The organism is Azohydromonas aeria (assembly GCF_009760915.1).
In the GTDB taxonomy this organism is placed as follows: domain Bacteria; phylum Pseudomonadota; class Gammaproteobacteria; order Burkholderiales; family Burkholderiaceae_C; genus Azohydromonas; species Azohydromonas aeria.
Genome location: NZ_VIDQ01000020.1, coordinates 24,066 through 50,256, shown reverse-complemented (window position 1 = coordinate 50,256; position 26,191 = coordinate 24,066). Strand labels below are relative to the sequence as shown.

The following is a 26,191-nucleotide window of genomic DNA, read 5'->3' as shown; positions in this document are numbered from 1 at the left end:
CGGCGCCCAGCAATGTGCGCCAGCGCTCAGTGCTGCGTCGGCGCCTGCGGCGCGGCCGGGTGGGGCAGCTCCAGCGGCAGCGCCACTTCCACCGCCTCCACCAGCCGGCGCGCCGTGGCGCTGAGGTGCAGCACCTGTCGCAGCGGATGCCGCGACACGACCGATTCCACGTGGTCCATCGCGTCGTCGGGCAGGCAGGCGATGGCGCACTGGAAAGCTTCGAGCGGCAGTGCCTGGTCGTTGGGGCCGATCTCGACGATCAGCGCCTCGTAGCCGGCCGCCGCCAGCGCGGCCTTGTAGCCGCGCGCCACGGCCGGCTCGTAGCCGGCCAGCAGCACGGCCTGGCCCAGCGGCTGCACCGGCGCGTCGTCACTCGACGCGGGCGCGAGTTGCGCCACGCGCGGCGTGGCGCCGGCGGTTGCCGCCGCGGCCCCGCCGTAAACCGGCAGCGCCTCGCGCACCGCGCCGGGCAGGGCGGGCAGCGGCGGCGCATGCGGGCCGAAGGCGGCGCGCAGCGATTCGCGGACCTCTTCCAGCGACAGCGCGTCACGCAGCGCCGTGCCGATGGCCGGCGCCACCAGCGTGTAGAGCTGCGCGCGCAGCGCCATCTGGAACTCGGTGCTGCGCACGATGGCCGTGGCGACGTCGCCCACCAGCCCGCGCAACTGGCCCGGCGCCAGAGCCAGCAGTGCCTGCTCCACGGCGCGCTGCACCGCCTCGCCGCCGGCACCGGTCGGCTCCGGCCGGGGCAGGGCGGGCGCATCCGTGACGGCGCGGGCGGGCTCCGGCGCGGCCACCGTGGTGTCCGGCAGCGCAGCGCCGGTCCGCACCCCCTGCAGCGCCGGCACCGCCGAGGACGCGCCGCGGCGCGTGCGGCCCTTGCCGCGCGGGCGCTGGACCGGCACGCCCTCCCGCGGCCCGGCATGGGCCGCGTCGGCGTCGCCGAACAGGTCGAGCGTGACGCCCAGCGGCGGCTGCGCCGGCCCGGCCGCGTCGGGCGGCGCGGCCGTCAACCGCTGCGGCTCATCCTGGTTGGTGCTGGTGCCCATCGACGTACTGCTCTTGGCGTGGCGCGTAAAGGGCCACTGTATGCAAAAACAGTATGTGTCAGGATGCTGCGCCCGCATGACCCCGCGCGGGCCTCGGGTGGCCGGGGCAGGGCCGGCGCGCGGGCCTCAGGCGTCGTCGCCCGCGGCCTCGTCGGCATTCAGGCGCACGCGCTCGAAGGCGTCGCGCTCGCGCAGCACCTTGTCGATGTAGCGCGACGCGCGGCCCGAGTACTTGGCGAGGGCACGGTCCAGGCTGGCTTCCTCGTCGAGGTACTCGACCAGGATGCGGCTGCCCACGTCGATGTTGGTCTCGGGGTGGAACAGCGAGGCCTGCGCGTTGGCGGCGCGCGCCTCCTGCAGCTTGTCGAGGTGGAAGCGCGGCACGACCTGCATCAGGCCCTGCGCGCCGTAGCCGCTGGTCGCGCGGGGATTGAAGGTGGACTCGCGCGAGATGATGGCCAGCAGCAGCGAGGGCGACAGCTGGTGGCGCTCGCCCGCGTCATAGACGGCGTTGACGATGCGCGCGGCCATGGCGCGGGTGGTGTTGAACTGGGCGGTGATGAAGCGCGTCAGGGCGTTCTTTTCCGCCGCGTTGCCGGCGGTGCCGTCGGCCCGGTTGTCGCCGGCATGTGGGCGTGCCGGGACGGCGCGCACGCCATGGGCCGGCGCGGCGGCAGCCTGGGCGCTTGCAGGCGAAGAAGTTGCCTGCGAAACCGGTTGGGCCTGGGCGGCCGAGCCGGCGGCGCTGCAGGTCAGCAGCGCGAAGAAGGCCGTGGAAGCCATGAGCGCCGGACATCGTCGGCGCGGGTTAACAGTGCTCGTCATCGGCAGTTTCGTGTTGCGGCACGGGCCTTTCTTGAAGGCCCGCAGCCGGTTGGTCCAGGAACTGCGTGCAGGCGCTGGCCGCGCCGCCGTGGCGGCGCGGGACAAGGCACATGGCCTGCACAGGCGGGTGTCTGCGCACCCTCCCCTGGACGGAACAGACCGTGAACGGCGTCACGATCCCCGTGAAAGGGCGCGAGTCTATAAGGGCCGGTCCCGATGACGCCAATCGCGCTGCGAATGTCCCCACGCCTTCTTCGGTGCGGCAAAAAAATGCAACGGCAAGGCAAACCGCTGAAACCCGTTGCAACGGTGGGGTCGGACGCCGCTTGGTTGCGCGCGCTCATGAATGGCGTGGGCGCCACGGGCGGTTTCGCGGGAGAAAAGCGCTGGAAAGTTGAATCCGCAACCAGAGGGGGAGGCTGCGCCACCGTGCCGCCTGCCTCCAGGGGTCAGGGGCGCTGATCCCGGCCTGGCTTGGCTTGGCTTGAGCGCTCCAGCCTCGCGGACAGCCGGGCTGCCGGTTTCGCGAACGCCCCGGCCCGGAGCAAACGCCGCGCCTGTAACCTTCTTGTAATCCCAGGAAATGGGACGAAAGCGGGGATGATGAACCCGGACGGCGTCAGGTTCTTTTAAGGATCAAGCATGCTGCACCGCAACATTCTTTCGTGCCGAGGGACTCGGAGAGGCGCTGCCGGGAGGCGGCGCATACGAGGCACGCCACTACGAAGACGCCAGTGAACATCCATTCCACACCGCCGAACCGAACCCACGGCCCGCCCGTGGAGTACGAGGCCGCCATGGCCGACATCGAGGAGCGCGCCGGCCGCGGCGAGCTGAGCATTGCGCAGGTGAAGCAGGAAATTTTCGCCCTGCGCGAGCGCTTCAAGGCCGGCGCCGGGGTGGTGGCGCAATGGGCGATGGCGGGGCGCTGAGCGCGCGCGCCCGGCGGCTGGTGCTGTTCGACTTCGACGGCACGCTGGCCGATTCCTTCCCGTTCTTCGTGGCGGTGCTGGATGAGCTGGCGCGCCTGCATGGCTTCAGCCCGGTGCGGCCCGAGCAGATACCGCTGATGCGGCGCCAGGACGCGCGCGCCAACATGCGCCTGGTCGGCATGCCGGCGTGGAAGCTGCCCTTCGTGACGGCCAGCTTCATTCGCCTGATGCGCGAGCGCGGCGGCACGGTGCCGCTGTTCACAGGCATCCCCGAGACGCTGGCCGGGCTGCGCGCGCAGGGCCTGACGCTGGCGCTGCTGACCTCGAACTCGGTGGACAACGCCGTGCGCACGCTCGGCCCCGGCAACGCCCGCCACTTCGACTACCTGGAAGGCCGCAGCGCGCTGCTGGGCAAGCAGGGCCGCATCCGGAAGGTGCTCTCACGCAGCGGCATTCCGGCGGCACAGGCGATCTACGTGGGTGACCAGCTCTCGGACCTGCGCGCCGCGCACGCGGTCGGCGTGGCCTTCGGCGCGGTGGCCTGGGGCTATGCCGAGCTGGCGTCGCTGCGCGAGGCCGGCGCCGACGAGGTCTTTCATGAAGTGTCGCAACTGCGGCGCCTGGCCGCTGGCGACGACCGGGATTGATGCGGACGCAACGCGCGGCGCCGCGCCCGGTGCTCCGTAGCGATCAGCCCGCCGCCGCCGGCGGCGTGCGCGGCAATACCACCTCGAACTCCACCCCGTCGGCCCCGTTGCGCCCGGTCACCCGGCCGCCGTGCGCGTGCACGAACTGGCGCACGATGTACAGGCCCAGGCCCAGGCCGTCGTGCCCGCCGTCGCGCGCGGTCTTGAAGGGGTCGAACAGCCGCTGCAGCACCTCGTCCGAGAGCCGCCCGGCATTGCGCACCGTGAAGCACAGCTCGCGCGCGTCGCTGCCGTCCAGTTGCACGCGCACCGGCTCATCCGGCTCGCCGTACTGCAGCGCGTTGCCCAGCAGGTTGGAGAAGACCTGAGCCAGCCGGTCGGCGTCGAAGCGGCCGGCCAGGTCGCCGCCGGTCGAGAACTCGATGCGCGCCCCGGGCTGCGCCTGCTGCAGCTCCGCCACCGCGGTGTCGGCCACGGCGCGCAGGTCGTGCGGCTGCATGTCCAGCGCCAGGCTGCCGGAGCGGATGCGGGAGAAGTCCAGCAGCTGCCCGATCATGTGCGACATGCGCCGCCCGCTGTCCTTGACGCGCTGTGCCGCGCGCTGCGCGGCGTCGCCCACGGCCAGGCGCTTGAGCACCTCGGCGCTCATGAGCATGGCCGACAGCGGCGTGCGCAGGTCGTGCGAGAGCACGGCCATCATCACCTCGTTGAGCTTGAGCATGCGCTCCAGCTCCTCGTTGCGCTGGCGCAGGAGGCGCCGCTGGCGGTGCAGGTCCACGAACACCCGCACCTTGCCCAGCAGCACGTGCGGCTCCAGCGGCTTGTGCAGGAAGTCCACGGCGCCGGCCTCGTAGCCGCGGAAGAGGCGCAGCGGGTCGCCCGGCGAGGCGGTGACGAAGATGATCGGGATGTCGCGCGTGCGCGCCGCGCCGCGCATGAGCTCGGCCAGCGCGAAGCCGTCCATCTCGGGCATGTGCACGTCCAGCAGCGCCAGCGCCACGTCCTCGTGGTCCAGCAGCAGCTCCAGCGCCTGCGCGCCCGACGCCGCGGTGAGCAGCTGCAGCCCGGGCTGCTGCAGCAGCGCCTGCATCGCCAGCAGGTTCTGCGGCACGTCGTCCACGACGAGGATCTTGACCGGCGCCTGGTCGCTCGCGGTGGTGGGCTCGCGGGGCGGGAAGGTGATGTCCGGAGGGTTCATGTCGCGGGGGCCGCCAGGCGGCGGCAGATTTGGTCAAGGGTCAGCACCGCGTCGGCGCCGGCATGGGCCAGCGCCGCGGCCGGCATGGTCGGCACGCTGGCATCCGCCGGGTCCTGCACCCAGGCCTGCCCGCCGCGGCGGCGCACCGCGGCCAGCCCGGCGCTGCCGTCGCTGCTGGCGCCGGTGAGCAGCACGGCCAGCAGGCGCTCTCCGTAGACGGCGGCGGCGGTCTCGAACAGCGGGTCGATGGCCGGGCGCGACCACAGCACCGGCTCGTCCACCGACAGCGCCAGCGTCCCGCCGGGCTCGACCAGCAGGTGGTAGTCGGGCGGCGCCAGCGTGACCGTGCCGCCGCGCACCGGCTGCTTGTCCAGCGCCTCGGCCACCGGCAGCGCGCACAGCGGCTCCAGCAGCGCCGCCATGCGGCTGTCGCGCCCGGGCGGCAGGTGCAGCACCACCAGCAGCGCCGGCGCGAAGCCCGCGGGCAGCGCGCCCAGCAGCGACTGCAGCGCCTGCACGCCGCCGGCGGAGGCGCCCACCACCACGGCGTCGGCGTCGCGCTGCGGATGGAAGTCGTCAGCGGCAGCCATGCGTCAGGCGCGCTTGCGGAACAGCCGCTGCTCCGGGCACCAGGCCTCGAAGGCGTCGGCGTGAGCCCCGAAGGCCAGCGTCTCGCGGCTGCCCAGCCCCAGGAAGCCGCGGCGCACCAGCGCGTCACGGAACAGCCCCACGGCCCGGTCCTGCAGCGCGCGGTTGAAGTAGATCAGCACGTTGCGGCACGACACCAGGTGCACCTCCGAAAAGACGCTGTCGGTGGCCAGGCTGTGGTCGGCGAACACCACCTGGCGGCGCAGCGCGCGCTCGAACACCGCGCCGTGCGGCAGCGCGCGGTAGTGGTCCGACAGCGAGCCGCTGCCGCCGGCGGCGAGATAGTTGCGCGAGAAATCGGCCATGCGCTCCAGCGCGAACACGCCGCGCTCGGCCTGCGCCAGCGCGGCCGGGTCGATGTCGGTGGCATAGACGATGCTGCGCTCCAGCAGCCCTTCCTCGGCCAGCACCACGCACAGCGACCACAGCTCCTCGCCCGTGCTGCAGCCCGCCACCCACAGCTTGAGCGAGGCGTAGGTGCGCAGCAGCGGCACCACCTGCTCGCGCAGCGCGCGCCAGTAGGGCGGGTCGCGGAACATCTCCGATACGTGCACCGTGAAGAAGCGCAGCGCCTGCTGGAAGGCGGCCGGGTCGCGCAGCAGCCGGTGCTGCAGCTGCGCCGGGTGCTCGCAGCCGAAGTGGCGCAGCGCCTGGCGCATGCGCCGGCGCATCGAGGCCACGGCGTAGTCCCGGAAGTCGTGCTGCCAGCGCTGGTACACCGCCTCCAGCAGCACCTTCACTTCCAGGTCGAAGAGGGCGTCATCGGCCGCGTCCGGCGCGGCGTCGGGGGTGCGGTCCGCGTCGCTCATTTCGGGCACCACACGCGGCACAGCGACACCAGCCGCTCCACGTCGATGGGCTTGGCGATGTAGTCGTTGGCGCCAGCCTCCAGGCAGCGCTCGCGGTCCTCGGGCATGGCCTTGGCGGTCAGCGCGATGATGGGCAGGTCGCGCAGCCGCGCGTCGGCGCGGATGCGGCGCATGGCTTCGAGGCCGTCCATCTCCGGCATCATGATGTCCATCAGCACCAGGTCGATGTCCTGGGCTTCGAGCCGCTGCAGCGCCTCGCGCCCGTTGCGCGCGATCTCCATGCGCACGCCCAGCGGCTCCAGCACGCTGGACAGCGCGAAGATGTTGCGCGCGTCATCCTCGGCCAGCAGGATGCGCCGCCCGTCGAGCACGCTGTCGCGCTGCAGCGCGCGGCGCAGCATGCGCTGCTGCTCCGCCGGCAGCGCCGACTCGACGCTGTGCAAAAACAGCGTGACCTCGTCGAGCAGCCGCTCGGGCGAGCGCGCCCCCTTGACGATGATCGAGCGCGAGTAGCGCCGCAGCCGCTGCTCCTCGTCGCGCGTGAGGGTGCGGCCGGTGTAGACGATCACGGGCGGGAAGGCCCGGTCCTCGCGCGCGGCCATGCGGTCGAGCAGGTCGTAGCCGCTGCCGTCGGGCAGCGCCAGGTCGGTGACCATGCAATCGAAGCTGGTGGCTTCCAGCGCGGCCAGGGCCTCGGCCATCGTGCCCACGGCCGTGATCTCCAGCCCACCCCCGGACAGCAGCTTCTGCAGGCTCTCGCGCAGCGTGGCGTCGTCCTCGACGATCAGCAGCCGGCGCAGCGGCTGCTGCAGCCGCTGCTCGATGGCGGCAATGGCCTGCGCCAGCGACTCCTGCGTGGCGGGCTTGAGCAGGTGGCCCACCGCGCCCAGCTCCATCGCCGTCTGCCCGCGCTCCAGCGCCGACGCGGTGTGCACCGGCACGTGGCGCGTGGCCGGGTCGCGCTTGAGCTGCTCCAGCACCGTCAGGCCCGAGCCGTCGGGCAGCATGATGTCGAGCAGGATGCCCTGCGGCTGCAGCTCGCGCGCCATGCGCAGCGCATCGGCGGCCGTGGGCGCCACCACGGCGTCGAAGCGCTGCTCGCGCACCATCCGCGCCATGGCGTGCGCGAACTCGGGCTCGTCCTCGACGATCAGGATCAATCTTCCGGGATGGCTGCGCGGCACGTCGGCGTCCGCGGCCGCTGCTGGTGCCGGGACAGGGGCCGATGGCGATGCCGGAGCGGACGTCGCCGTCGGCGCGGGCGCCGGCACTGCCATTGCGGCCGGTGCCTCAACGGGTGCACCCGCATCCGACCATTGCGCCGCCGGCGCAGCGGCCACCGCGGGCAGATCCTCCAGCGTGGGCACTTGCGGCATCTCCAGCGCCGCCGCTGGCGCCGCGGCCGCAGCCTGCGCCAGCTCGGCGGCCTGCGTGCTCATGTCCACCGGCAGCTCCAAGGTGAAAACGCTGCCGCGCCCGGGCTCGCTTTGCAGCGTGATGTCGCCGCCCATGCGCCGCGCCAGCTCGCGCGCGATGGACAAGCCCAGACCCGTGCCGCCGTACTTGCGGCTGGTGCTGCCGTCGGCCTGGCGGAAGGCCTCGAAGATCACGGCCTGCTGCTCGCGCGCGATGCCGATGCCGGTGTCGCGCACCGAGAAGCGCACGCGCGTGCCGGCGGCGGCGCCCTCCACGCGCAGCGCGACCTCGCCGCGGTCGGTGAACTTCACGGCATTGGCCAGCAGGTTGCGCAGGATCTGCTGCAGCCGCTGCCGATCGCCGACGATGCGCTGCGGCGCGCCCGGCGCCAGCTCGACGCTGAAGCGCAGCCCCTTCTGGCGGGTCATGGGCTCGAAGGTGCCCTTCTTGCGGTCCAGCACGTCCGCCAGCGCGACGGGCTCGGCGGCGAGGTCGGCATGGCCGGCCTCGATCTTGGAGAGGTCGAGGATGTCGTTGATGAGCACCAGCAGGTCGTTGTTGGCATCGAACACGGCGCGCGCGTACTTCACCTGCTCGGCGCTGAGGTTGCCCTCGCGGTTGTCGGCCAGCAGCTTGGTCAGGATCAGCGCGCTGTTGAGCGGCGTGCGCAGCTCGTGTGACATGTTGGCCAGGAACTCGGACTTGTAGCGGCTGGCCTCCTCCAGCCGCCGCGCGTAGTCCTGCAGCTCGCCCTGCGCGCGCAGCAGCACCTGCTTCTGGCGCTCCAGCGCCTGGGTCTGCTCCTCCAGCTGCACGTTGGTCGCTTCCAGCTCGGCCTGCTGCGTCTCCAGCCGGCCCTGCGACTCGCCCAGCGCGCGGGTGTGCTCCTCCAGCTCCTCGTTGGTGACGCGCAGCTCCTCCTGCTGCGTCTGCAGCGCCTCGCTCTGGCGCTGCGTCTCCTCCAGCAGCTCCTGCAGGCGCTGGCGGTACACGGCGCTGCGCAGCGCCAGGCCCACGGGCTCGGCGCAGGCGGCCAGCAACTCCAGCTCGCGCGGCTGCGGCGGCTCGCGGCGCACCAGGCCCAGCTCGACCAGGCCGCAGGGCCGGCCGTCGGCCACCAGCGGCGCCAGCATCAGGTGGCGCGGCGTGCTGTGGCCCAGCGCGGTGGCCAGGTCCAGGTGCCCGGGCGGCACGTCGGCCACGGCGCGCGGCGCCGCGCCCGGCTGCAGCAGCCCGTCGGCCAGGCCCTGCTGCGGCGACAGCTGCACCGGCAGGGCGCCCTCGTCCGTGCCGTGGCTGCCCGACAGCATCAGCTGGTTGCCCTGCAGCCAGTACAGCGCGCCGACCTGCGCGCCGCTGACCTCGCACAGCGCCTGCGCCGCGGCACGGCCCAGTTCGGCCGCCGAGCGCTCGCCCAGCAGCGCACGGCTGACCTGGGACTCGCCCTGCTGCAGCCACAGCAGGCGCTGGATGTCGGCGCGCACGACCAGCACCCGCCACACCACGCCGATGACGACTCCCTGCGACAGCGCGCCCAGCAGCCGGTTGATCAGCGCCAGCGTCGGGTCCTGGCCCGGCGGCGAGATCCACACGCCCATCACGCTCAACAGCGTGGCCGCGGCGCCGATGACCAGCGGCACGCCGGGACGTGACTGGAACAGCGTCACGCCGATGGGCAGGAAGTAAAGAGCCCACAAGGCATAGCCGAGCGGGGTGAGCGCATCGGCGACCAGGGCGGCCACCAGCAGCGCGATCGACAAGGCAACAATGCGGGAATCTTTGGTTGTCACGGAACGAAGATGAGCAAACCCTAAGTCTGGGCAAACGGCGTGCCCCTTGTCGGACGCCGTCCCGGACAGTGGGCCTGGCGGCGGCCCGGCGGGCCGCCGCCGATCATCAGCCACCCATTCATCGTGAATCTCAGTTTCCACCTCGATGACCTGCGCGTGTTCTGCGTGGCGGCGCGGCGCGCCAGCTTCGCGGCCACGGCACAGGAGCTGGGCGCCTCGCCGGCCTACGTGAGCAAGCGCATCGCGATTTTGGAAGAGGCGCTGGGCGTGCGGCTGTTCCACCGCACCGCGCGGCGCGTCAGTGTCACCGAGGAGGGCGAAGCCGTGTACCGGCAGGCGCAGCAGGTGCTCGAAGGCGTGGACCGCATGGCCGAGACGGTGGCGGCGGGCAGGGAGGCGCCGCGCGGGCTGCTGCGCATCAGCACGGGCTTTCGCCTGGGCCGCCGCCACGTCGCGCCGGTGCTGTCGCTGCTGTCCAAGCGCTACCCCGAGCTCGACGTGTGGCTGGAGGTGGTGGACCGCCGCGTGGACCTGATCGCCGAGGACATCGACATCGATATCCGCGTCGGCGAGGTGCAGGAGCCACACCTGGTGGCGCACCGCATCGCGCCGGCCTTTCGCGGGCTGTATGCGGCGCCGGCCTACCTGGAGCGCCACGGCCATCCCCGGACGCTGGCCGACCTGGCGCAGCACGAATGCCTGGTGCTGCGCGAGCGCGACCTGGCCTTCGGCGTGTGGCGGCTGACCGGCCCGAACGGGCTGGAGACTGTGAAGGTCAGTGGCGCGCTGGCCTCGAACAACGCCGACATCGTGCGCGTGTGGGCGCGCGAGGGCCTGGGGCTGGTGATGGCCTCGGACTGGGACGTGGCGGCCAACCTGGCCGCCGGCGAGCTGGTGCGGGTGCTGCCCGCCTGGAGCCAGCCCGCCGACGTCTGGGGCGTCACGCCGGTGCGCTCCAGCCAGTCGGCCAAGGTGCGCGTGTGCCTGGCCTTCCTCCAGGAGCAGCTCACCCAGGGCCCGCACGCGCTGGGCACCTGAAAGGACCGGCCGGGAGCCTCAGCGCGGCGCGGAGGTGGCCAGTGCCGCCGCGCCGCGCTCGCGCGCGCTCAGCCACGTGCCCAGCACGCCGCAGGCAGCGATGGCGCCGATGCCGGCCACGGCCCAGGCATCGGGCGCGTGCGCGAACACGATCCAGCCCGTCAGCGTGGCGAAACCGATCTGCGCGTACAGGTAGGGCGTGAGCACCGCCACGGGCGCGCGCATGTAGGCCAGGATCAGCAGGTAATGCCCGACCGTGCTGACGGCGCCCAGCAGCAGCAGCAGCACCCACTGGCCGCCGTGCAGCGGCTCCCAGGCGAAAGGCAGCGCGGCGCTGGTGACGAGCGTGCCGACCACGCCGGTGTAGAGGTGCGTGGTGCCGGGGTCGTCCACCTTGGCCAGGCGGCTGGTCACGACCTGGAAGCCGGTGTTGGTGGCCACCAGCCCCAGCGGCAGCAGCATGGTCCAGTCGAACATGTCGCTGCCCGGGCGGATCACAACCAGCGCCCCGGCGAAGCCGCCCAGCGCGCACAGCCAGCGCGTGGGCGAGATGCGCTCGCCCAGCGAGGTGGCGGCGATCAGCGTGATCAGCAGCGGCGTGAGCATGACGATGGCGGTGACCTCGCCCACGGGCATGTGCTTCAGGCTCATGAAGGCGAAGGCGCTGCAGCCCAGCAGCAACAGCGCGCGCAACGCCTGCAGCCCCGGGCGGCGGGTGCGCAGCAGCGAGGTACCGTGCCGCGGCAGCAGCACCGCGCCGGTGGTGGCAGCCTGGAACAGGTAGCGCGTCCACAGCGCCATTACCAGCGGCACGCTGCTGCTGATGTACTTGATGGCCGTGTCGTACAGGGCGAAGCAGGCCACGGCCGCGATGAGCAGGCCGATGCCCTGGAAAGTGCGTGCGGATGGATTCAAGGGTTTGTCCTCACCCCGGAAGGTACAGAACACGGCCCCATCGACCAACCCGCAATGCGTGGAGCGTCGATTCACGAACTGTGTTGACTTGGCTTGCCGACCGGGTTGGAGCGCGGTGGCCCTGGCCTTTCCCGGGCCCATGTCCGCGCGCCAGGGCGGGTCGATTGCTGTCATGCAGCAATCCCTGGAACCCTCGGGCTGCGCGCCGCGGCCGGCCCCCCCGTCCTGCCGGGTTGGAGCGGCCCGCGGCCCGGCGCCGCACCGCCTGCGGCGATCATGAAAACCCGACGACCCCGATGACCCCGATGACCCTGACCCTCAATGCTTCAACCGGAGAGAAATCGCCCATGACCACGGATTACGCGCGCAAGGAGCCGGTGACGGCCGAGGCCCACCGGGCGGCCATCGCCGCCATGCCGCTGCAGTTGCTCAACTACAACGCCGACATCACGCCGCAGCAGGCCGAGGCGCTGCAGAAGGAAGCCCGCCGGCAGCTGGCGCTGCTGACCTCGCAGCCCTGGCGCGAGGACGAGGCCCATGCCCTGATGGGCCGCGCGCTGCGCGAGGCGGCGCGCATCGTCGGCGTCGATGCCAACGGGCTGGAGCTGCGGCGCGGCCCGCCGCTGCCCGCGGCCGCGCCGTCCATCGACCAGCGCAGCCGGCTGCGCACGATCCAGCTCAACGACGCGCGCTGGGACAAGCTGCAGGCGCTGGGCCCGGGCTGGCTGGAAGCCAAGCTCGACGCCGAGCCCGGCGCGTGATCCCGGCCAGCCGCCAGGCGCACTGACGGCGCGCCGTCAGCGCAGCTCCGCCGCACGCGGCATGTCGGCGCCGCGGCGCGAGCAGGTCAGCGCCGCGGCGCGCGCCGCGAATCGCAGCGCCTGTTCCAGCGACCGGGCGGGCAGCGCCGCCAGCGCGGCGGCGTCCAGCGCCCCGGCCTCGCCCAGCGCGCACAGCAGCGCGGCCTGGAAGGTGTCGCCGGCGCCGACGCTGTCCACCACCGTGGTCTTCGGCGCCGGCACCTGCAGCCGCTCGCCGCGGCGCCAGGCCAGCGCGCCTTCGGCGCCGCGCGTCACCACCACCAGCGTGCAGCCGGCCTCCAGCCAGTCCTGCGCGATGTCCTCGACGGCGAGTTCCGGATGGAGCAGCCGCAAGTCCTCGTCGCTGACCTTGACCAGGTCGGCGCGCGCCGACATTGCCCGCACCACGCCGCGCCAGCGCTCCAGGTCGGGCTCGACGTTGAGCCGGATGTTGGGGTCGTAGGCAATCAGGCGCCGGCCCCGCTCGGCCGCGGCCAGCGCGTGCAGCGTGCCCGCGGTGGGCTCGACCACCATGGCGTAGGAGCCGAAGTGCAGCGCCCGCACCGCGTCCGGCAGCGGGCACAGGTGCCGCGGCTGCAGCAGGCGGTCCGCGCAGCCCGCGCCGTGGAAGGCGTATGAAGGCACGCCGCGCTCGTCCAGGCCGACCAGGCTCAGCGTGGTCGGCGCCTCCAGCCTCGCGACGCAACCCGTGTCCACGCCTTCGTCCCTGAGCGCGGCCACCAGCCGCTCGCCCAGGAAATCGGTGGACACCGCGCCCAGGAAACCCACCTCGCAGCTCAGCCGGGCCAGCCCGCGCGCGACGTTGAAGGGCGAGCCGCCCACGCGCGCATCCAGCGCCACGCCCTCGGCGCTCTCGCCCGCGCCGAACACATCCATCAGGGCCTCGCCGCACACCATGAACATCGCATCTCTCCGTTCTCGCGGCACCGTCCCTGGTGCCGTGCATGGGCGCCATGGTGCAGCCGACCCGGGAGCCGGTGACAGCGGGTTTTCCATTAATCAATCAGCTTGATTTATTAAAAGCGCTGACCGAGACTTGCTTCATCCCGTCGGCACGCAGCCGTGCTGCCGAGAGAGAGTCCAACAGGAGACAAGCATGCTCAAGCGAACGGCCCTCGCGGCCTGGAGCGCCGTGGCGCTCTCGGCCGCAGCGGCGCCACCGGGCGATCCGCCGGTGGTGGGCCTGATCACCAAGACCGAGACCAATCCCTTCTTCGTGAAGATGAAGGAGGGCGCGGCCGCCGCGGCGAAGGCGCAGGGCGCCGTGCTGCTGACGGCGGCCGGGCGCAGCGACGGCGACAACCTGGGGCAGGTCGCGGCCATGGAAAACATGGTGGCCGCCGGTGCCCGGACCATCCTGATCACGCCCAGCGATGCCAAGGCCATCGTGCCGACGCTCAGGCGCGTGCGCGCCAGGGGCGTGCAGGTGATTGCGCTGGACAGCCCGACCGACCCGGTGGACGCCACCGACGCGCTGCTGGCCACCGACAACTACCAGGCCGGCGTGCTCATCGGCCAGTACGCGCGTTCGGCGCTGGCGGGGCGCCGTCCCGTCATCGCCACGCTGGACCTGCTGCCCGGCCACCCGGTGGGGGCGCAGCGCCACAACGGCTTCCTGCAGGGCTTCGGCCTGAAGAGCCTGGACGCGGGCAGCAAGTTGCTGGCGCAACCGGAAGGCGTGGTGTGCATGGCCGACAGCTACGGCGACCAGGCCAAGGGGCAGACCGTGATGGAGAACTGCCTGCAGAAGAACCCGGACATCAACCTCGTCTACGCCATCAACGAGCCGGCGGCGGCCGGCGCCTGGCGCGCGCTGCGTGCCGCGGGCAAGGACAAGGGCGTGATCATCGTCTCGGTGGACGGCGGCTGCCAGGGCGTGCGCGACGTGGGCGCCGGCGCCATTGCCGCGACCTCGCAGCAGTACCCGCTGCGCATGGCGGCGCTGGGCGTCGAGGCCGGCGTGGCCTATGCCCGCACCGGGCAGAAGCTCTCGGGCTTCACCGACACCGGCGTGAACCTCGTCACCGCCCGTCCCGTGGAAGGCGTCGCCAGCCTGGACGTCGCCAAGGGCCTCGAACTCTGCTGGGGAAAGAAATGAGCCTTGCCTTGAACACCTCGACCCTGGGCCTCAAGTCCGCGCGCCACCTTCCGCCGCTGGGTGCGCTGGGGCCGCTGCTGGCGCTGCTGGCCGCGTGCGCCTTCTTTGCCACGCAAAGCGACCGCTTCCTCACCGGCGCCAACCTGACGCTGATCCTGCAGCAGGTGATGGTGGTGGCCGTGATCGCCATCGGGCAGACGCTGATCATCCTCACCGCCGGCATCGACCTGAGCTGCGGCATGGTGATGGCGCTGGGCGGCATCGTCATGAGCAAGCTGGCCGCCGAGATGGGCCTGCCGCTCGCGGCCGCCATCGCCTGCGGCCTGGCGGTGACCATGGCCTTCGGCCTGCTCAACGGCCTGCTGGTCACGAAAGTGAAGCTGCCGCCCTTCATCGTGACGCTGGGCACCATGAACATCGCCTTCGCGGTGACGCAGCTGTACTCGCAGTCGCAGACCGTCACGGAGCTGCCGCCGGCGCTGCTCGCGCTGGGCGAGACTTTCACGATCGGCGGCACCTCGGTGGCCTGGGGCGTGCCGCTGATGCTGGCGCTCTACGGCATCACCTGGTTCGCGCTGAAGGAGACGGCGCGCGGGCGCCACGTCTATGCCGTGGGCAACAACCCGGAGGCCACGCGCCTGACCGGCATCCCGACGCAGCGCGTGCTGCTGGGCGTGTACGTGCTCGCCGGCCTGTTCTACGGCCTGGCCTCGCTGCTGGCGGTGGGCCGCACCGGCGTGGGCGACCCCAACGCGGGACAGACCGACAACCTCGACGCCATCACCGCCGTGGTGCTGGGCGGCACCAGCCTCTTCGGCGGCCGCGGCGCGGTGCTGGGCACGCTGGTGGGCGCGCTGATCGTGGGCGTGTTCCGCAACGGGCTGACGCTCATGGGCGTGTCCTCGATCTACCAGGTGCTCGTCACCGGCATCCTCGTCATCCTGGCCGTCGCGGCCGACCAGCTGTCGCACAAGGGAGCGCGCTGACATGAGCACCGACCTGCTGACCCGTCCCGCCCCGGCCGCCGGGGCCCCTGCCGCCGCCCCGCTCGTGATGGAAGCGCGCGGCCTCGTGAAGCGCTACGGCCCGGTCACGGCCCTGGACGGCGCCGACTTCGAGCTGCGCGCCGGCGAGATCCTGGCCGTGATCGGCGACAACGGCGCGGGCAAGAGCTCGCTGATCAAGTGCCTCTCCGGCGCCACCGTGCCCGACCAGGGCGAGATCCTGCTCGACGGCCGCCCCGTGCGCTTCGGCAGCCCGATCGACGCGCGCCGCGCCGGCATCGAGACCGTCTACCAGGACCTCGCCGTGGCCCCGGCCATGACCATCGCCGAGAACCTGTTCCTGGGCCGCGAGCTGCGGCTGCCGGACTGGCGCGGCCGGGTGCTGCGCATGCTCGACAAGAAGACGATGCTGGAGCAGAGCATCGAGCGGCTCAACGACCTCAAGGTTGGCATCCGCTCCATGACGCAGCCGGTGTCCACGCTCTCCGGCGGCCAGCGCCAGTGCGTGGCGGTGGCCCGCGCCGCGGCCTTCGCGCGGCACGTGGTCATCATGGACGAGCCCACCGCGGCGCTGGGCGTGAAGGAAGGCAACATGGTGCTGGAGCTGATCCGGCGCGTGCGCGACCGCGGCCTGCCGGTGGTGCTGATCAGCCACAACATGCCGCACGTGTTCGAGATTGCCGACCGCATCCACGTCGCGCGCCTGGGCCGGCGCGCGGCGGTGCTGGACCCGAAGAACATCAGCATGAGCGACACCGTGGCCGTGATGACCGGCGCGCTGCGGCCGGAGCAGATCCCGGCCGAATGCCTGGCCCACTGACAGCTGCCAACAACCACAGGGGAGAAGCCTTGACCGAAGCACTGATCGACCGCAACGCCGCGGCGGCGCCGCGCCTGAAGCCGCGCGGCTCCAGCCAGGGCGGCCTGCGCCAGTACAACGAGCGCGTGGTGCTGCACGCCATCCGGCTGCAGGGCGCGCTGCCCGCGGCCGAGCTGGCGCGGCTGACCGGGCTGACGGCGCAGACCGTGTCCCAGATCAGCAAGCGGCTGCTGGAGGAGGGGCTGCTGGTCAAGGGCGAGCCGGTGCGCGGCAAGGTCGGGCAGCCCTCGGTGCCGCTGGGGCTGCGCCCGGACGGCGCCTATGCCGTGGGCGTGCACGTGGGCCGGCGCCGGCTGGACACGGTGCTGGTGGACTTCGTGGGCGCGGTGCGCGAGCGCTGGAGCCTGGACTACGACTTCCCGGACCCGCAGGCCGTGCTGGGCGAGATCGAGCGCCGGATCGCGGGCCTGCGCGATGCGCTCGGCCCCGAAGGCAGCGAGCGCATCACCGCCATCGGGCTGGCCGCGCCGCAGTCCATGGGCGGCTGGGCCTCGCTGCTGGGCGTGGCGCCGGCCCAGGCGGCACGCTGGAGCGGCATCGAGCTGCACGAGGAGGTGAGCCGGCGCAGCGCCTTGCCGGTGCAGCCGCTCAAGGACACGGCCGCGGCCTGCGTGGCGGAGCTCGTGGCCGGGCGCGGCCACAGCCTGCACAGCTTCCTCTACCTGTTCGTGGACACGCTCATCGGCGGCGGGCTGGTGCTGGAGAGCCGGCTGCGCACCGGGCTGCACGGCAACGCGGGCGCGGCCGGCTCGATGCCGCTGGGCCTGGCCCCGGAGGCGGGCGCCGCGCCGGCGCAGCTGCTGAGCATCGCCTCGCTGCTGAGCCTGGAGCAGCGCTGGCAGCAGGCCGGCCTGGCGGTGGACGCGCTGGCGCAGGGACAGGCGCTGCAGCCGCCCTGGCAGCCGCACACCGAGGCGTGGCTGCGCGAAGCCGGGCGCGGCATCGCCATGGCGGCGAACTCCGCCACCTGCCTGCTGGACCTGGAGGGCGTGATCGTGGACGGCGCCTTCGACCGCGAGCTGCTGCAGGCGCTGCTGCGCGCGGTGCAGGACGCGCTGGGGCGCTACAGCTGGGAAGGCACGGCGGCGCCACAGCTGGCGGCGGGCACCATCGGCGCCGACGCCCGCGCCATCGGCGCGGCGCTGCTGCCGCTGTACGTGAACTTCGCCCCCGACCGCGACCTGTTCCTCAAGATCGACGGTTGACCGGGCACCGAGCCTCACCGGCAAGGGAACATGACGCTGCCGACGCCCCCTTCGCGGTCGCGGGCCGTGCCCTGGAGCGGCTTAGGCCCGCACGCTGCGCGCCCGCGCGGTCCGGGGCTTGGCGGCGGTGGCGGTGGCGGGGCCGTCGGTGTCTCCCGGCGCGATCACGGGCTGGGCCAGCTGGTGCAGCCCGTCCACCGGCTCGCCGGCCAGCAGGGCCAGCACCAGGCGCGCGAGGGCGCGGCCGCTCTCGATGCCGGTGGGCTGCTCCACCGCGGTGACGCGGTAGGGCAGCGGCAGGTCGGCGGGCACGCCGTCGTAGACGATCAGCGACGGTCCGCCCCGGCCCGGCTGCCAGCCGCTTTCCATGAGCGCGCGCAGCGCCCCCACGCCGCCGAGGTTGTTGTCCACCAGCAGCGCCGTGGGCGGCTCGGCCAGCGCCAGCAGCCCGCGCGTGGCCTCGCAGGCGCCGTGGCGGTCCAGCGGCACTTCCACCACCAGCGCCGGATCGGGCTCCAGGCCGGCGCCGCGCAGGGCCGCCACGTAGCCGGCGTGGCGCTGCGCGGCGAAGGTCATCGCCACGGGCGCATGCACGAGCGCGATGCGCCGGTGCCCGAAGCCCAGCAGCCGCTCGGTCGCCAGCCGCGCGCCGGCCTCGTTGTCGAAGTCGAACCAGGCATAGGACGAGGCGCTGTCCGTGCGGCCGTACGCCACGAAGGGAAACTGGCGCTGCTGCAGGAACTCGATGCGCTCGTCGGCCAGCCGCGTGTTGGCCACGATCAGCGCATCGACGCTGCGCGCGCTGGTCAGGCGGCGGTAGGTGTCGAGCTCGGTGGCCGGGCGCGCCGCCGCGATCATCAGCTCCATGCCGGCCTCGGCCAGCCCGTCCGAGAGGCCGCCCATCACCTCCACGAAGCGCGGGTCGCCCAGGCCGCTGTCGCCGAAGGGATAGACGATGCCCACCGCCTCGGCCCGGCCCGTGGCCAGCCGCCGCGCCGTCGTGTCGGGCTGGTAGCCCGAGGCCCGCGCCGCCTCCAGCACGCGCTGGCGCGTCACCGGGCTCACGTCGGAGTAGCCCCCCAGCGCCCGCGACACCGTCGTCTGCGACAGCCCCAGCGACTCGGACAGCACTTTGAGATTCACCTTCAAGACCGTCTCCTGCACGTGCGCCCGGTTCTTGTCTCGGGGGCGGCGTTACACATCATCTAAAGCGGTTTGGATCGTAGCACGGTGCATCGGTCACCCGTTGCGGCGCGGGTGCGCCGGGGAACGGTTCTGCCGTTTCCGGGTGCCCCGCCACAGGCCGGCACCCCAATCCGGCCTGGACGGAAGCAAGGGTTAGCACCCATCGTTATCCAAAGCGCTTTGACTAGTGTTCAGAGACATCCAAATCGCTTTGGATGAACGGATAGGCAGCCGGGACAGGACAGGCCGCAGCGGCCTTGCAGCCGCGGCAAGGCCCGGCAGCCGCTGGTCCGGAACCCGATGGAAGCCTGTGCCGGGCGCGACGGCACGCCTGACGAGGAAGCTCACATGGATGCGGTACCGGTCATGGACGACAGCGAGGACGGCCTGCTGGCGCTGGTGGATTTCAAGTGGCTGATGGCCGGCCTGGGCTGGCGCATCGACCTGACGCGCCTGCGCCGCGATGCGGGCTACCTGGGCGAATGCGCCCGCCTTGGTCTGACCAGCGAGTCCGCCGTGCTGCGCCACTGCAGCGCCGAGTTGCTGAGCCGGCACGAGGCAGCGCACCGCAGCGCCGCGACGGCCCGCGAACACGGCCGGAAACATGCTGCTGCCCTGCTTCAGGGTTAGCCCCAAAGCCATCCAAAGCGCTTTGGACAATACTTCAATCCGTCTTAGATATTCAGTAGGAGACATCGGCATGAAGCAGTTGCACCGCATCGCAAGCGCTGTGGTCCTGGGAGCGGTGGCGCTGGGGGCGGCCCAGGCAGCCACGGTCACCATCTCCTGCGGCGCGGTGGGCGCCGACTTCGAGAACTGCAAGCGGCACAGCGCGCAGTGGGCGGCGAAGACGGGGCACACGGTGAAGATCTTCACCCTGCCCAGCTCCAGCACCGACATCCTGGCGCTGTTCCGCCAGATGTTCGCGGCCAAGTCCACGGACCTGGACGTGATCAACATCGACGTGGTGTGGCCCGGCGTGATCAAGGACCACCTGCTGGACCTGCGGCCCTACAGCAAGGGCGCGGAGAAGGAGCACTTCCCGGCCATCATTGCCAACAACACCGTGGATGGGAAGTTGCTGGCCATGCCCAACTTCACCGATGCGGGCCTGCTGTACTACCGCAAGGACCTGCTGCAGAAGTACGGGTTGCAGCCGCCCGCGACGTGGCAGGAGTTCAACGCTGCGGCGAAGAAGATCCAGGACGGCGAGCGCGCCGCCGGCGCTGCCGACTTCCAGGGCTTCGTGTTCCAGGGCAAGGCCTACGAGGGGCTGAGCTGCAACGCGCTGGAGTGGCTCACGAGCTTCGGCGGGCAGATCGTCGATGCCTCCGGCAAGGTCACGGTCAACAGCCCGGCCACAGTGCAGGCGTTCAAGCTGGCCGCGTCGTGGCCGGGGACCATCGCGCCCAAGGGCGTGCTGAACTACGCGGAAGAGGACGCGCGCGGCGTGTTCCAGAACGGCAAGGCGGCCTTCATGCGCAGCTGGCCCTACGCGTGGTCGCTGTCGCAGGGCGCGGACAGCGCGGTCAGGGGCAAGGTGGGCGTGGCGCCGCTGCCCAAGGGCAGCGCCGAGGGGCAGGCCGCCGGCGCCCTGGGCGGCTGGCAGTACGCGGTGAGCCGGTATTCGAAGAGCCCCGAAGCCGCGGCCGACCTGGTGATGTTCCTCACCAGCCGCGAGATCCAGAAGGAGCGGGCCGTCAAGTCCTCCTTCAACCCCACCATCCCTGAGCTCTACAAGGACAAGGAGGTGCTGGAAGCCAACCCCTTCATGGGCAACCTGTACGAGGTGTTCCTCAACGCCGTGCCGCGCCCGTCCAGCATCACCGGCACCAAGTACCCCGAGGTGAGCCAGGCCTTCTGGAACGCCGCGCACGACGCGCTGTCGGGCCAGGCCACGGCGGAAGACGCCGCCAGGCGCCTCGAAGGCCGCCTCAACCAGATCAAGCGGGGCAAGTGGTGAGCAGCCGCATCCAGACCCATTCCCACGACGGGCCGACCCTGCTGCACAGGGCACGCCCCGGCGCCACGGCGCCGGCGCGCCGCCAGGGCGGCAAGGCGCTGGCGGCGCAGCGCACGGGCACGGCCTGGCTGATGCTGGCGCCCATGCTGGCGGTGCTGGCGGCGGTCGCGCTGTGGCCGCTGGCGCGCACCGTCTGGTTCAGCTTCACCGATGCCAACATCAACGACCCCAGCGCGGCGCAGTTCGTGGGCCTGGGCAACTACTTCGGCGAGTTCGGACTGTTCTTCAACCCCAACGACACCGAAGGCTTCTGGGCCGGCGACTGGGGCACGTCCATCCTCAACACGCTGAAGTTCGCGCTGGCCTCGGTGGCGCTGGAGACGCTGCTGGGCCTGGGTGTCGCGCTGCTGCTCAACCAGGAGTTCAGGGGCCGCGCCCTGGTGCGCGCCGCGGTGCTGGTGCCCTGGGCCATTCCCACCATCGTCAGCGCCAAGATGTGGGGCTGGATGCTGCACGACCAGTTCGGCGTCATCAACCACCTGCTGCTGTCGGCCGGGATCATCGGCCAGCCCATCGCCTGGACCGCCGACCCGGCCACCGCGATGTGGACGGTGGTGGCGGTGGACGTGTGGAAGACCACGCCCTTCATGGCACTGCTGATCCTGGCCGCGCTGCAGACGCTGCCCAGGGACTGCTATGAAGCCGCGCGCGTGGACGGCGTGCACCCGCTGCGCGTGTTCTGGCGCGTGACGCTGCCGCTGATCCGCCCGGCGCTGACGGTGGCGGTGATCTTCCGGCTGCTCGACGCGCTGCGCGTGTTCGACCTGATCTTCGTGCTCACCTCCAACAACGCCAGCACCATCAGCATGTCCGGCTTCGTGCGCCGCGAGATGGTGGACAACGGCTACATGGGCTACGGCTCGGCCGCTTCCACGGTGCTGTTCCTGCTCATCGGCCTGGCAACCATCGCCTGCATGCGCCTGGCCCGTTCGCGCCACGCGGAGGACTGACCCATGGCAACCCGACGCAATCCCCTGGGCAGTGCCGCCATCTACGCACTGGCCGCGCTGGTGACGCTGGTGAGCGTCTATCCCTTCGTCTATGCCGTATCCACCTCGCTCAAGACCGGCAGCGCGCTGTTCGACCCGGCCCTGTTCGCCGCCGGCGCCAGCCTCGACAACTACCGCTCGCTCGTCGTCGATGCGGAGCAGCCCTTCCTGCGCCACGTGCTGAATTCCATCGGCGTGTCGGTGGCGGTGGTGGCGCTGTCGCTGTTCCTGGGCGTGACGGCGTCCTATGCGCTCGGGCGCATCCGCTTCAAGGGCCGCGGGCTGCTGCTGGTGACGATCCTGGCGGTGTCGATGTTCCCGCAGGTGGCGGTGCTGGCCGGCATGTTCGAGCTGATCCGCGCGCTGGGCCTCTACAACCGGGCCTTCGGACTGGTCCTGCCCTACCTGATCTTCACGCTGCCCTTCACGGTGTGGGTGCTGACCACCTTCATGAAGCAGCTGCCCAGGGAGCTGGAGGAGGCGGCCATCATGGACGGCTGCGGCCCGATGCGCATCATCTGGCAGGTGTTCATGCCGCTGCTGTGGCCCGCGCTGGTGTCCACCGGGCTGCTGGCCTTCATCGCGGCGTGGAACGAGTTCCTGTTCGCGCTCACCTTCGTGCTCGACAACAACGAGCGCACCGTGCCGGTGTCGATCTCGCTCATCAGCGGGGCCAGCCCGTACGACATCCCGTGGGGAAAGATCATGGCCGCCTCGGTGCTCGTCACCCTGCCCCTGATCGGCCTCGTCCTCGTCTTCCAACGCAAGATCGTCTCCGGCCTGACCGCCGGCGCCGTCAAGGGGTAATGCAATGCACAAGTCCAGGGAATCCAAGGCATCCAACAACGGCTGGTGGCGCGGCGGCGTGATCTACCAGATCTATCCGCGCAGCTTTGCCGACAGCAACGGCGACGGCATCGGCGACCTGGCCGGCATCACGGCGCGGCTGGAGCACGTCGCGCGCCTCGGCGCCGACGCGATCTGGCTGTCGCCCTTCTTCAAGAGCCCGCAGAAGGACTTCGGCTACGACATCAGCGACTACCGCGACGTCGATCCGATGTACGGCACGCTGGAGGACTTCAGGTTGCTCGTGCAACGGGCCCACCAGCTGGGGCTGAAGGTGGTGATCGACCAGGTGCTGTCGCACTGCTCGGACCAGCACCCGTGGTTCGTGGAGAGCCGCGCCAGCCGCGACAACCCCAAGGCCGACTGGTTCGTGTGGGCCGACGCCCGGCACGACGGCACGCCGCCCAACAACTGGCTCAGCGTGTTCGGCGGCAGCGCCTGGCAGTGGGACACGCGCCGGCGCCAGTACTACCTGCACAACTTCCTCACCAGCCAGCCGGACTTGAACTTCCACAACCCTGCGGTGCAGGACGCGCTCCTGGACGTCGTGAAATTCTGGCTGGAGCTGGGCGTGGACGGCTACCGGCTCGACGCCATCAACTTCTGTTACCACGACGCGCAGCTGCGCGACAACCCGGGCCGCGGCATGCCCACGGTGGAGGACCCGACCGCGCCTGCGGCCAACCCGTACTCGTGGCAGGTCCACCGCCACGACAAGAGCCAGCCCGAGGCGCTGGGCTTCCTGCGCCGGCTGCGCGACCTGGTGGACCGCTATCACGACACGACCATGGTGGGCGAGATCGGCGACGAGGGCGGGCTGTCGATGGTGGCCGACTACACCCGCGGCAGCGACAAGCTGCACATGGCCTACTGCTTCGACCTGCTGGGCTCGTCGCACGACGCACCGTACCTGCACGACCTGATCGAGCGCTTCCAGGAGGTGGCCGGCGACGGCTGGCCCTGCTGGGCCATCTCCAACCACGACTGCGTGCGCGTGGCCACGCGCTGGGGCGGCCGGGAGCCCTCGCCGGCCAGGCTGCGCGCCGCCGCGGCGCTGCTGCTGAGCCTGCGCGGCAGCGTGTGCATCTACCAGGGCGAGGAGCTCGGCCTGCCCGAAGCCGAGCTGGCCTTCGAGGACCTGCAGGACCCCTACGGCATCACCATGTGGCCGGAATTCAAGGGCCGGGACGGCTGCCGCACGCCCATGCCCTGGACGGCGGACGCGCCCGACATGGGCTTCGGCAGCGGCACGGCGAAGCCGTGGCTGCCGCTGTCCGAATCGCACCGCGGCCTGGCCGCGGACCTGCAATGGCAGCGCCCGGACTCGCTGCTGCAGCACTACCGGCGCCTGCTGCACTGGCGCCGCGGCGTGCCGGCCCTGGTCAAGGGCGACATGCACCTGCTGCCGCGCCACGCGCAGGTGCTGGCCCACGTGCGCGAGCACGAGGGACAGCGCGTGCTGTGCGCCTTCAACCTCGGCGACACGGCCGCGACGCTCGTGCTGCCGCCCGGCTTGCAGCCGATCGAGGCGCTGCGCGACGGCGGCGCCGGCGGCGCGGCGCTGGACGGCGACGCGTTGCGCTTCGAGCCCTGGGGCGTGGCCTTCCTGCGCCTGGCCTGAGGCTGTCCCGCACCACCCACGAGGAGACGACACCATGACCCGCATCGACTTCCGCCAGGTCCGCAAGCGCTATGCGCCGGGGCTGCCCCTGACCATCAAGGACGCCGACATCGAGATCGACAGCGGCGAGTTCTGCGTCTTCGTCGGCCCCTCGGGCTGCGGCAAGTCCACGCTGCTGCGCATGGTCGCCGGGCTGGAGGACATCAGCGAGGGCGAGCTGCTCATCGGCGGCCAGCGCGTCAACGACCTGCCGCCCGCAAAGCGCGGCGTGGCCATGGTGTTCCAGAGCTACGCGCTGTATCCGCACATGACGGTGGCGGAGAACATGGCTTTCGGCCTGCGCACGCTGGGCGCGGACAAGGCGGCCATCGAGCGCAAGGTCCGGGCCGCGGCCGAGATCCTGCAGCTCACGCCGCTGCTGGAGCGGCTGCCCAAGGCGCTTTCGGGCGGGCAGCGCCAGCGCGTGGCCATCGGGCGCGCCATCGTCAAGGAGCCCAGGGTGTTCCTGTTCGACGAGCCGCTGTCCAACCTGGACGCGGCGCTGCGCGTGCAGACGCGGCTGGAGATTGCAAGGCTGCACAAGGACCTGGGCTCGGCCAGCATGATCTACGTGACGCACGACCAGGTGGAGGCCATGACGCTGGCCGACAAGATCGTGCTGCTGCATGCCGGCAAGCTGATCGAGGAGCGCGGCAGCGTGGCGCAGGTGGGCTCGCCCATGACGCTCTACCACCGCCCGGCCAGCCGCTTCGTGGCCGAGTTCATCGGCTCGCCCAGGATGAACGTGCTGCCGGCGCGGCTGGTCGGGGCGGAGGCCCGGCATGCGCAGGTGGAGATGCTGGGACAGGAGGTGCGGGTGGCGGCCGATGCGCGGCACCTGCCTTTCGGCGAGAAGGTGCTGCTGGGCGTGCGGCCCGAGCACCTGGTGGTGGCCGACGAGGGCGAGGGTGCCGGACTGCCGGTGACGCTGCGCCACGTGGAGCGGCTGGGCGATGCCTCGCTGCTGTACGTGGACGCCGGCGCCGGGCTGCCCACGCTCACCGTGCGCCGCGAGGGCGCCGCCACGCACGCACCGGGCACGCCTCTGACGCTGCGGCTGCTGCCGGAGCAGCTGCACCTGTTCGATGCGCGGGAAATGGCCTGCCGGCGCACGGTGGAGCTGCCGGCATGACGCAAGCCCGCCTGCTGGCTGACATCGGCGGCACCCATGCCCGCTTCGCCTGGCAAGCCCATGCCGGTGCCCCCATCGAGGACATTGCCACGCTGCCCTGCGCGGGCCACGCCAGCCTGGACGACGCGCTGCAGACCGTCCTGCAACGTCTGGACCGGTCCGCGCCGCGCCGCTGCGCCATTGCCATCGCCAACCCGGTGCTGGGCGACGCGGTGCGCATGACCAACCACCATTGGTCCTTTTCGGTGTCGGCGCTGCGCTCGCGCTTCGGTTTCGAAAGGCTGGAAGTGCTCAACGACTTCACGGCCCTGGCCCTGGCCTTGCCGGACCTGGCGCCGCACGAGGTGCGCCAGCTTGGCGGCGGCCGGGCGCAGCCGGGCGCGGCCATCGGCCTGATCGGCCCGGGCACGGGCTTGGGCGTCTCCGGTCTGGTGCCCGACGGCCGTGGTGGCTTCGCCGCGCTGGCGGGCGAAGGCGGGCACGTCACCCTGGCCGGCTGCACGCCGCGCGAGCAGCAGGTGCTGGCGCAACTGGCGCGGCGCCACGGCCACGTGTCGGCCGAGCGTGCCGTCTGCGGCCAGGGAATGGCGGACGTGCACGCGGCGCTGGCGGCGATCGACGATCCCGCCGCGGCGCCGCCCGCGCTGGGCGCGGCCGACGTCACGGCCGCGGCGCTGGAGCGCGGCGACACGCGCTGCGTCGAGGCGCTGAACCTGTTCTGTGCCTTCCTCGGCACCGTCGCCGGCAACCTGGCACTGACGCTGGGCGCACGCGGCGGCGTCTACATCGGCGGCGGCATCGTGCCGCGGCTGGGCGGCTTCATCGACGCGTCGCCGTTCCGGGAGCGCTTCGAGGCCAAGGGACGCTTTGCCCGCTACCTGGCCGGCATCCCGGTGTTCGTGATCCGCGCGGCGCAGTCGCCCGCGTTGCGCGGCGCCGCTCGGGTGCTGGACCCCGCCTGACACGGCGCGGTCCCAGCCCGTTCAAGACCTGTCGAGCGCCGTTTCCGAGCGCGTTCACGCCATATCCAAAGCGCTTCAGATTTTCGTAACTTCCGGATCGACCCAGTACAGGCGGGCGC

At 71.8% G+C, this 26,191-nt stretch carries 24 protein-coding genes; 15 read left to right on the top strand and 9 right to left on the bottom strand.

What is annotated here, in order from left to right:
* Nucleotides 1-26 precede the first annotated feature (26 nt).
* Together FJ694_RS14100 and FJ694_RS14095 are read right to left on the bottom strand one after the other, a co-directional pair.
* A complete protein-coding gene (locus FJ694_RS14100) occupies nt 27-1,049 on the bottom strand; it encodes a hypothetical protein (RefSeq protein ID WP_157267879.1) in 1,023 nt (340 codons plus the stop codon).
* Between the two features lie 126 nt (nt 1,050-1,175).
* Entirely contained in the window at nt 1,176-1,832 is a 657-nt protein-coding gene (locus FJ694_RS14095; protein ID WP_157267878.1) for a transglycosylase SLT domain-containing protein, read from the bottom strand.
* 839 nt (nt 1,833-2,671) lie between these two features.
* Between FJ694_RS14095 and FJ694_RS37600 the strand changes: the two genes are divergently transcribed.
* A complete protein-coding gene (locus FJ694_RS37600; protein WP_259373164.1) occupies nt 2,672-2,806 on the top strand; it encodes a hypothetical protein in 135 nt (44 codons plus the stop codon).
* Nucleotides 2,785-3,453, top strand: a complete 669-nt coding sequence (locus tag FJ694_RS14090; protein ID WP_157267877.1) for an HAD hydrolase-like protein — start codon at nt 2,785-2,787, stop codon at nt 3,451-3,453. Before FJ694_RS37600 ends, FJ694_RS14090 begins: the two co-directional genes overlap by 22 nt.
* 43 nt (nt 3,454-3,496) lie before the next feature.
* On the opposite strand, the gene FJ694_RS14085 is transcribed toward FJ694_RS14090, so the two are convergent.
* From FJ694_RS14085 to FJ694_RS14070, 4 genes are read right to left on the bottom strand one after another with little or no spacing between them, the layout of a single operon-like run.
* Nucleotides 3,497-4,651, bottom strand: coding sequence for a hybrid sensor histidine kinase/response regulator (locus FJ694_RS14085; protein WP_157267876.1), 1,155 nt, complete (start codon nt 4,649-4,651; stop codon nt 3,497-3,499).
* Complete coding sequence (locus FJ694_RS14080; RefSeq protein WP_157267875.1) at nt 4,648-5,241, bottom strand: chemotaxis protein CheB; 594 nt, start codon at nt 5,239-5,241, stop codon at nt 4,648-4,650. Before FJ694_RS14080 ends, FJ694_RS14085 begins: the two co-directional genes overlap by 4 nt.
* A 3-nt stretch (nt 5,242-5,244) precedes the next feature.
* Nucleotides 5,245-6,108, bottom strand: coding sequence for a CheR family methyltransferase (locus FJ694_RS14075; RefSeq protein WP_157267874.1), 864 nt, complete (start codon nt 6,106-6,108; stop codon nt 5,245-5,247).
* Nucleotides 6,105-9,284 carry a response regulator gene (locus FJ694_RS14070; protein WP_232540027.1) on the bottom strand — a complete coding sequence of 1,060 codons (3,180 nt, stop codon included), beginning with the start codon at nt 9,282-9,284 and terminating at the stop codon, nt 6,105-6,107. Before FJ694_RS14070 ends, FJ694_RS14075 begins: the two co-directional genes overlap by 4 nt.
* Nucleotides 9,285-9,434: 150 nt before the next feature.
* Between FJ694_RS14070 and FJ694_RS14065 the strand changes: the two genes are divergently transcribed.
* Entirely contained in the window at nt 9,435-10,352 is a 918-nt protein-coding gene (locus FJ694_RS14065) for a LysR family transcriptional regulator (RefSeq protein ID WP_375140216.1), read from the top strand.
* An 18-nt stretch (nt 10,353-10,370) separates the two neighbouring features.
* Here the strand turns inward: FJ694_RS14065 and FJ694_RS14060 are convergent, their stop codons facing one another.
* Nucleotides 10,371-11,267, bottom strand: coding sequence for a DMT family transporter (locus tag FJ694_RS14060; RefSeq protein ID WP_232540025.1), 897 nt, complete (start codon nt 11,265-11,267; stop codon nt 10,371-10,373).
* Nucleotides 11,268-11,614: 347 nt separating this feature from the next.
* Between FJ694_RS14060 and FJ694_RS14055 the strand changes: the two genes are divergently transcribed.
* On the top strand, nt 11,615-12,028 hold the full coding sequence (locus tag FJ694_RS14055) for a hypothetical protein (protein ID WP_157267873.1): 414 nt from the start codon (nt 11,615-11,617) through the stop codon (nt 12,026-12,028).
* Between the two features lie 36 nt (nt 12,029-12,064).
* Here FJ694_RS14055 and FJ694_RS14050 read toward each other — a convergent pair whose 3' ends face one another.
* The gene (locus FJ694_RS14050; protein ID WP_157267872.1) at nt 12,065-12,991 is read right to left on the bottom strand and encodes a carbohydrate kinase family protein; all 927 of its coding nucleotides are present in this window, start codon (nt 12,989-12,991) and stop codon (nt 12,065-12,067) included.
* Between the two features lie 193 nt (nt 12,992-13,184).
* On the opposite strand from FJ694_RS14050, the gene FJ694_RS14045 reads away from it, so the two are divergent.
* From FJ694_RS14045 to FJ694_RS14030, 4 genes are all read left to right on the top strand, one after another.
* On the top strand, nt 13,185-14,186 hold the full coding sequence (locus tag FJ694_RS14045) for a sugar ABC transporter substrate-binding protein (protein ID WP_157267871.1): 1,002 nt from the start codon (nt 13,185-13,187) through the stop codon (nt 14,184-14,186).
* Nucleotides 14,187-14,194: 8 nt separating this feature from the next.
* Entirely contained in the window at nt 14,195-15,172 is a 978-nt protein-coding gene (locus tag FJ694_RS14040; protein ID WP_232540024.1) for an ABC transporter permease, read from the top strand.
* Between the two features lie 67 nt (nt 15,173-15,239).
* Complete coding sequence (locus FJ694_RS14035; protein WP_375140215.1) at nt 15,240-16,010, top strand: ATP-binding cassette domain-containing protein; 771 nt, start codon at nt 15,240-15,242, stop codon at nt 16,008-16,010.
* Nucleotides 16,011-16,039: 29 nt separating this feature from the next.
* A complete protein-coding gene (locus FJ694_RS14030; protein ID WP_232540023.1) occupies nt 16,040-17,275 on the top strand; it encodes an ROK family transcriptional regulator in 1,236 nt (411 codons plus the stop codon).
* A gap of 81 nt (nt 17,276-17,356) precedes the next feature.
* On the opposite strand, the gene FJ694_RS14025 is transcribed toward FJ694_RS14030, so the two are convergent.
* On the bottom strand, nt 17,357-18,424 hold the full coding sequence (locus tag FJ694_RS14025) for a substrate-binding domain-containing protein (protein ID WP_232540022.1): 1,068 nt from the start codon (nt 18,422-18,424) through the stop codon (nt 17,357-17,359).
* Between the two features lie 384 nt (nt 18,425-18,808).
* Here FJ694_RS14025 and FJ694_RS14020 point away from each other — a divergent pair, with 384 nt between their 5' ends.
* The 7 genes from FJ694_RS14020 (at nt 18,809) to glk (ending at nt 26,072) form a co-directional block, all read left to right on the top strand.
* Nucleotides 18,809-19,090, top strand: coding sequence for a hypothetical protein (locus tag FJ694_RS14020; protein WP_157267866.1), 282 nt, complete (start codon nt 18,809-18,811; stop codon nt 19,088-19,090).
* Nucleotides 19,091-19,160: 70 nt separating this feature from the next.
* Nucleotides 19,161-20,423: an ABC transporter substrate-binding protein gene (locus FJ694_RS14015; RefSeq protein WP_198320830.1), complete on the top strand. Its 1,263-nt coding sequence runs from the start codon at nt 19,161-19,163 to the stop codon at nt 20,421-20,423.
* Nucleotides 20,420-21,433: a carbohydrate ABC transporter permease gene (locus FJ694_RS14010; RefSeq protein ID WP_232540021.1), complete on the top strand. Its 1,014-nt coding sequence runs from the start codon at nt 20,420-20,422 to the stop codon at nt 21,431-21,433. The genes FJ694_RS14015 and FJ694_RS14010 overlap by 4 nt, the downstream gene beginning before the upstream one ends.
* Before the next feature lie 3 nt (nt 21,434-21,436).
* Nucleotides 21,437-22,279 carry a carbohydrate ABC transporter permease gene (locus FJ694_RS14005; RefSeq protein WP_157267865.1) on the top strand — a complete coding sequence of 281 codons (843 nt, stop codon included), beginning with the start codon at nt 21,437-21,439 and terminating at the stop codon, nt 22,277-22,279.
* A 4-nt stretch (nt 22,280-22,283) separates the two neighbouring features.
* The gene (locus FJ694_RS14000; protein ID WP_157267864.1) at nt 22,284-23,939 is read left to right on the top strand and encodes an alpha-glucosidase family protein; all 1,656 of its coding nucleotides are present in this window, start codon (nt 22,284-22,286) and stop codon (nt 23,937-23,939) included.
* A 34-nt stretch (nt 23,940-23,973) separates the two neighbouring features.
* Entirely contained in the window at nt 23,974-25,110 is a 1,137-nt protein-coding gene (locus FJ694_RS13995) for an ABC transporter ATP-binding protein (protein WP_157267863.1), read from the top strand.
* A complete protein-coding gene (glk, locus tag FJ694_RS13990) occupies nt 25,107-26,072 on the top strand; it encodes a glucokinase (RefSeq protein ID WP_157267862.1) in 966 nt (321 codons plus the stop codon). The genes FJ694_RS13995 and glk overlap by 4 nt, the downstream gene beginning before the upstream one ends.
* The last annotated feature ends 119 nt before the right edge of the window (nt 26,073-26,191 follow it).

Coding starts and splice junctions, on each gene's coding strand:
- FJ694_RS14035 (WP_375140215.1), top strand. CDS start 15,240: ATGGAAGCGCGCGGCCTCGTGAAGCGCTACGGCCCGGTCACGGCCCTG.
- FJ694_RS14095 (WP_157267878.1), bottom strand. CDS start 1,832: ATGGCTTCCACGGCCTTCTTCGCGCTGCTGACCTGCAGCGCCGCCGGC.
- FJ694_RS14020 (WP_157267866.1), top strand. CDS start 18,809: ATGGATGCGGTACCGGTCATGGACGACAGCGAGGACGGCCTGCTGGCG.
- FJ694_RS13995 (WP_157267863.1), top strand. CDS start 23,974: ATGACCCGCATCGACTTCCGCCAGGTCCGCAAGCGCTATGCGCCGGGG.
- FJ694_RS14005 (WP_157267865.1), top strand. CDS start 21,437: ATGGCAACCCGACGCAATCCCCTGGGCAGTGCCGCCATCTACGCACTG.
- FJ694_RS14050 (WP_157267872.1), bottom strand. CDS start 12,991: ATGTTCATGGTGTGCGGCGAGGCCCTGATGGATGTGTTCGGCGCGGGC.
- FJ694_RS14000 (WP_157267864.1), top strand. CDS start 22,284: ATGCACAAGTCCAGGGAATCCAAGGCATCCAACAACGGCTGGTGGCGC.
- FJ694_RS14045 (WP_157267871.1), top strand. CDS start 13,185: ATGCTCAAGCGAACGGCCCTCGCGGCCTGGAGCGCCGTGGCGCTCTCG.
- FJ694_RS14100 (WP_157267879.1), bottom strand. CDS start 1,049: ATGGGCACCAGCACCAACCAGGATGAGCCGCAGCGGTTGACGGCCGCG.
- FJ694_RS14085 (WP_157267876.1), bottom strand. CDS start 4,651: ATGAACCCTCCGGACATCACCTTCCCGCCCCGCGAGCCCACCACCGCG.
- FJ694_RS14080 (WP_157267875.1), bottom strand. CDS start 5,241: ATGGCTGCCGCTGACGACTTCCATCCGCAGCGCGACGCCGACGCCGTG.
- glk (WP_157267862.1), top strand. CDS start 25,107: ATGACGCAAGCCCGCCTGCTGGCTGACATCGGCGGCACCCATGCCCGC.
- FJ694_RS37600 (WP_259373164.1), top strand. CDS start 2,672: ATGGCCGACATCGAGGAGCGCGCCGGCCGCGGCGAGCTGAGCATTGCG.
- FJ694_RS14090 (WP_157267877.1), top strand. CDS start 2,785: ATGGGCGATGGCGGGGCGCTGAGCGCGCGCGCCCGGCGGCTGGTGCTG.
- FJ694_RS14015 (WP_198320830.1), top strand. CDS start 19,161: ATGAAGCAGTTGCACCGCATCGCAAGCGCTGTGGTCCTGGGAGCGGTG.
- FJ694_RS14055 (WP_157267873.1), top strand. CDS start 11,615: ATGACCACGGATTACGCGCGCAAGGAGCCGGTGACGGCCGAGGCCCAC.
- FJ694_RS14075 (WP_157267874.1), bottom strand. CDS start 6,108: ATGAGCGACGCGGACCGCACCCCCGACGCCGCGCCGGACGCGGCCGAT.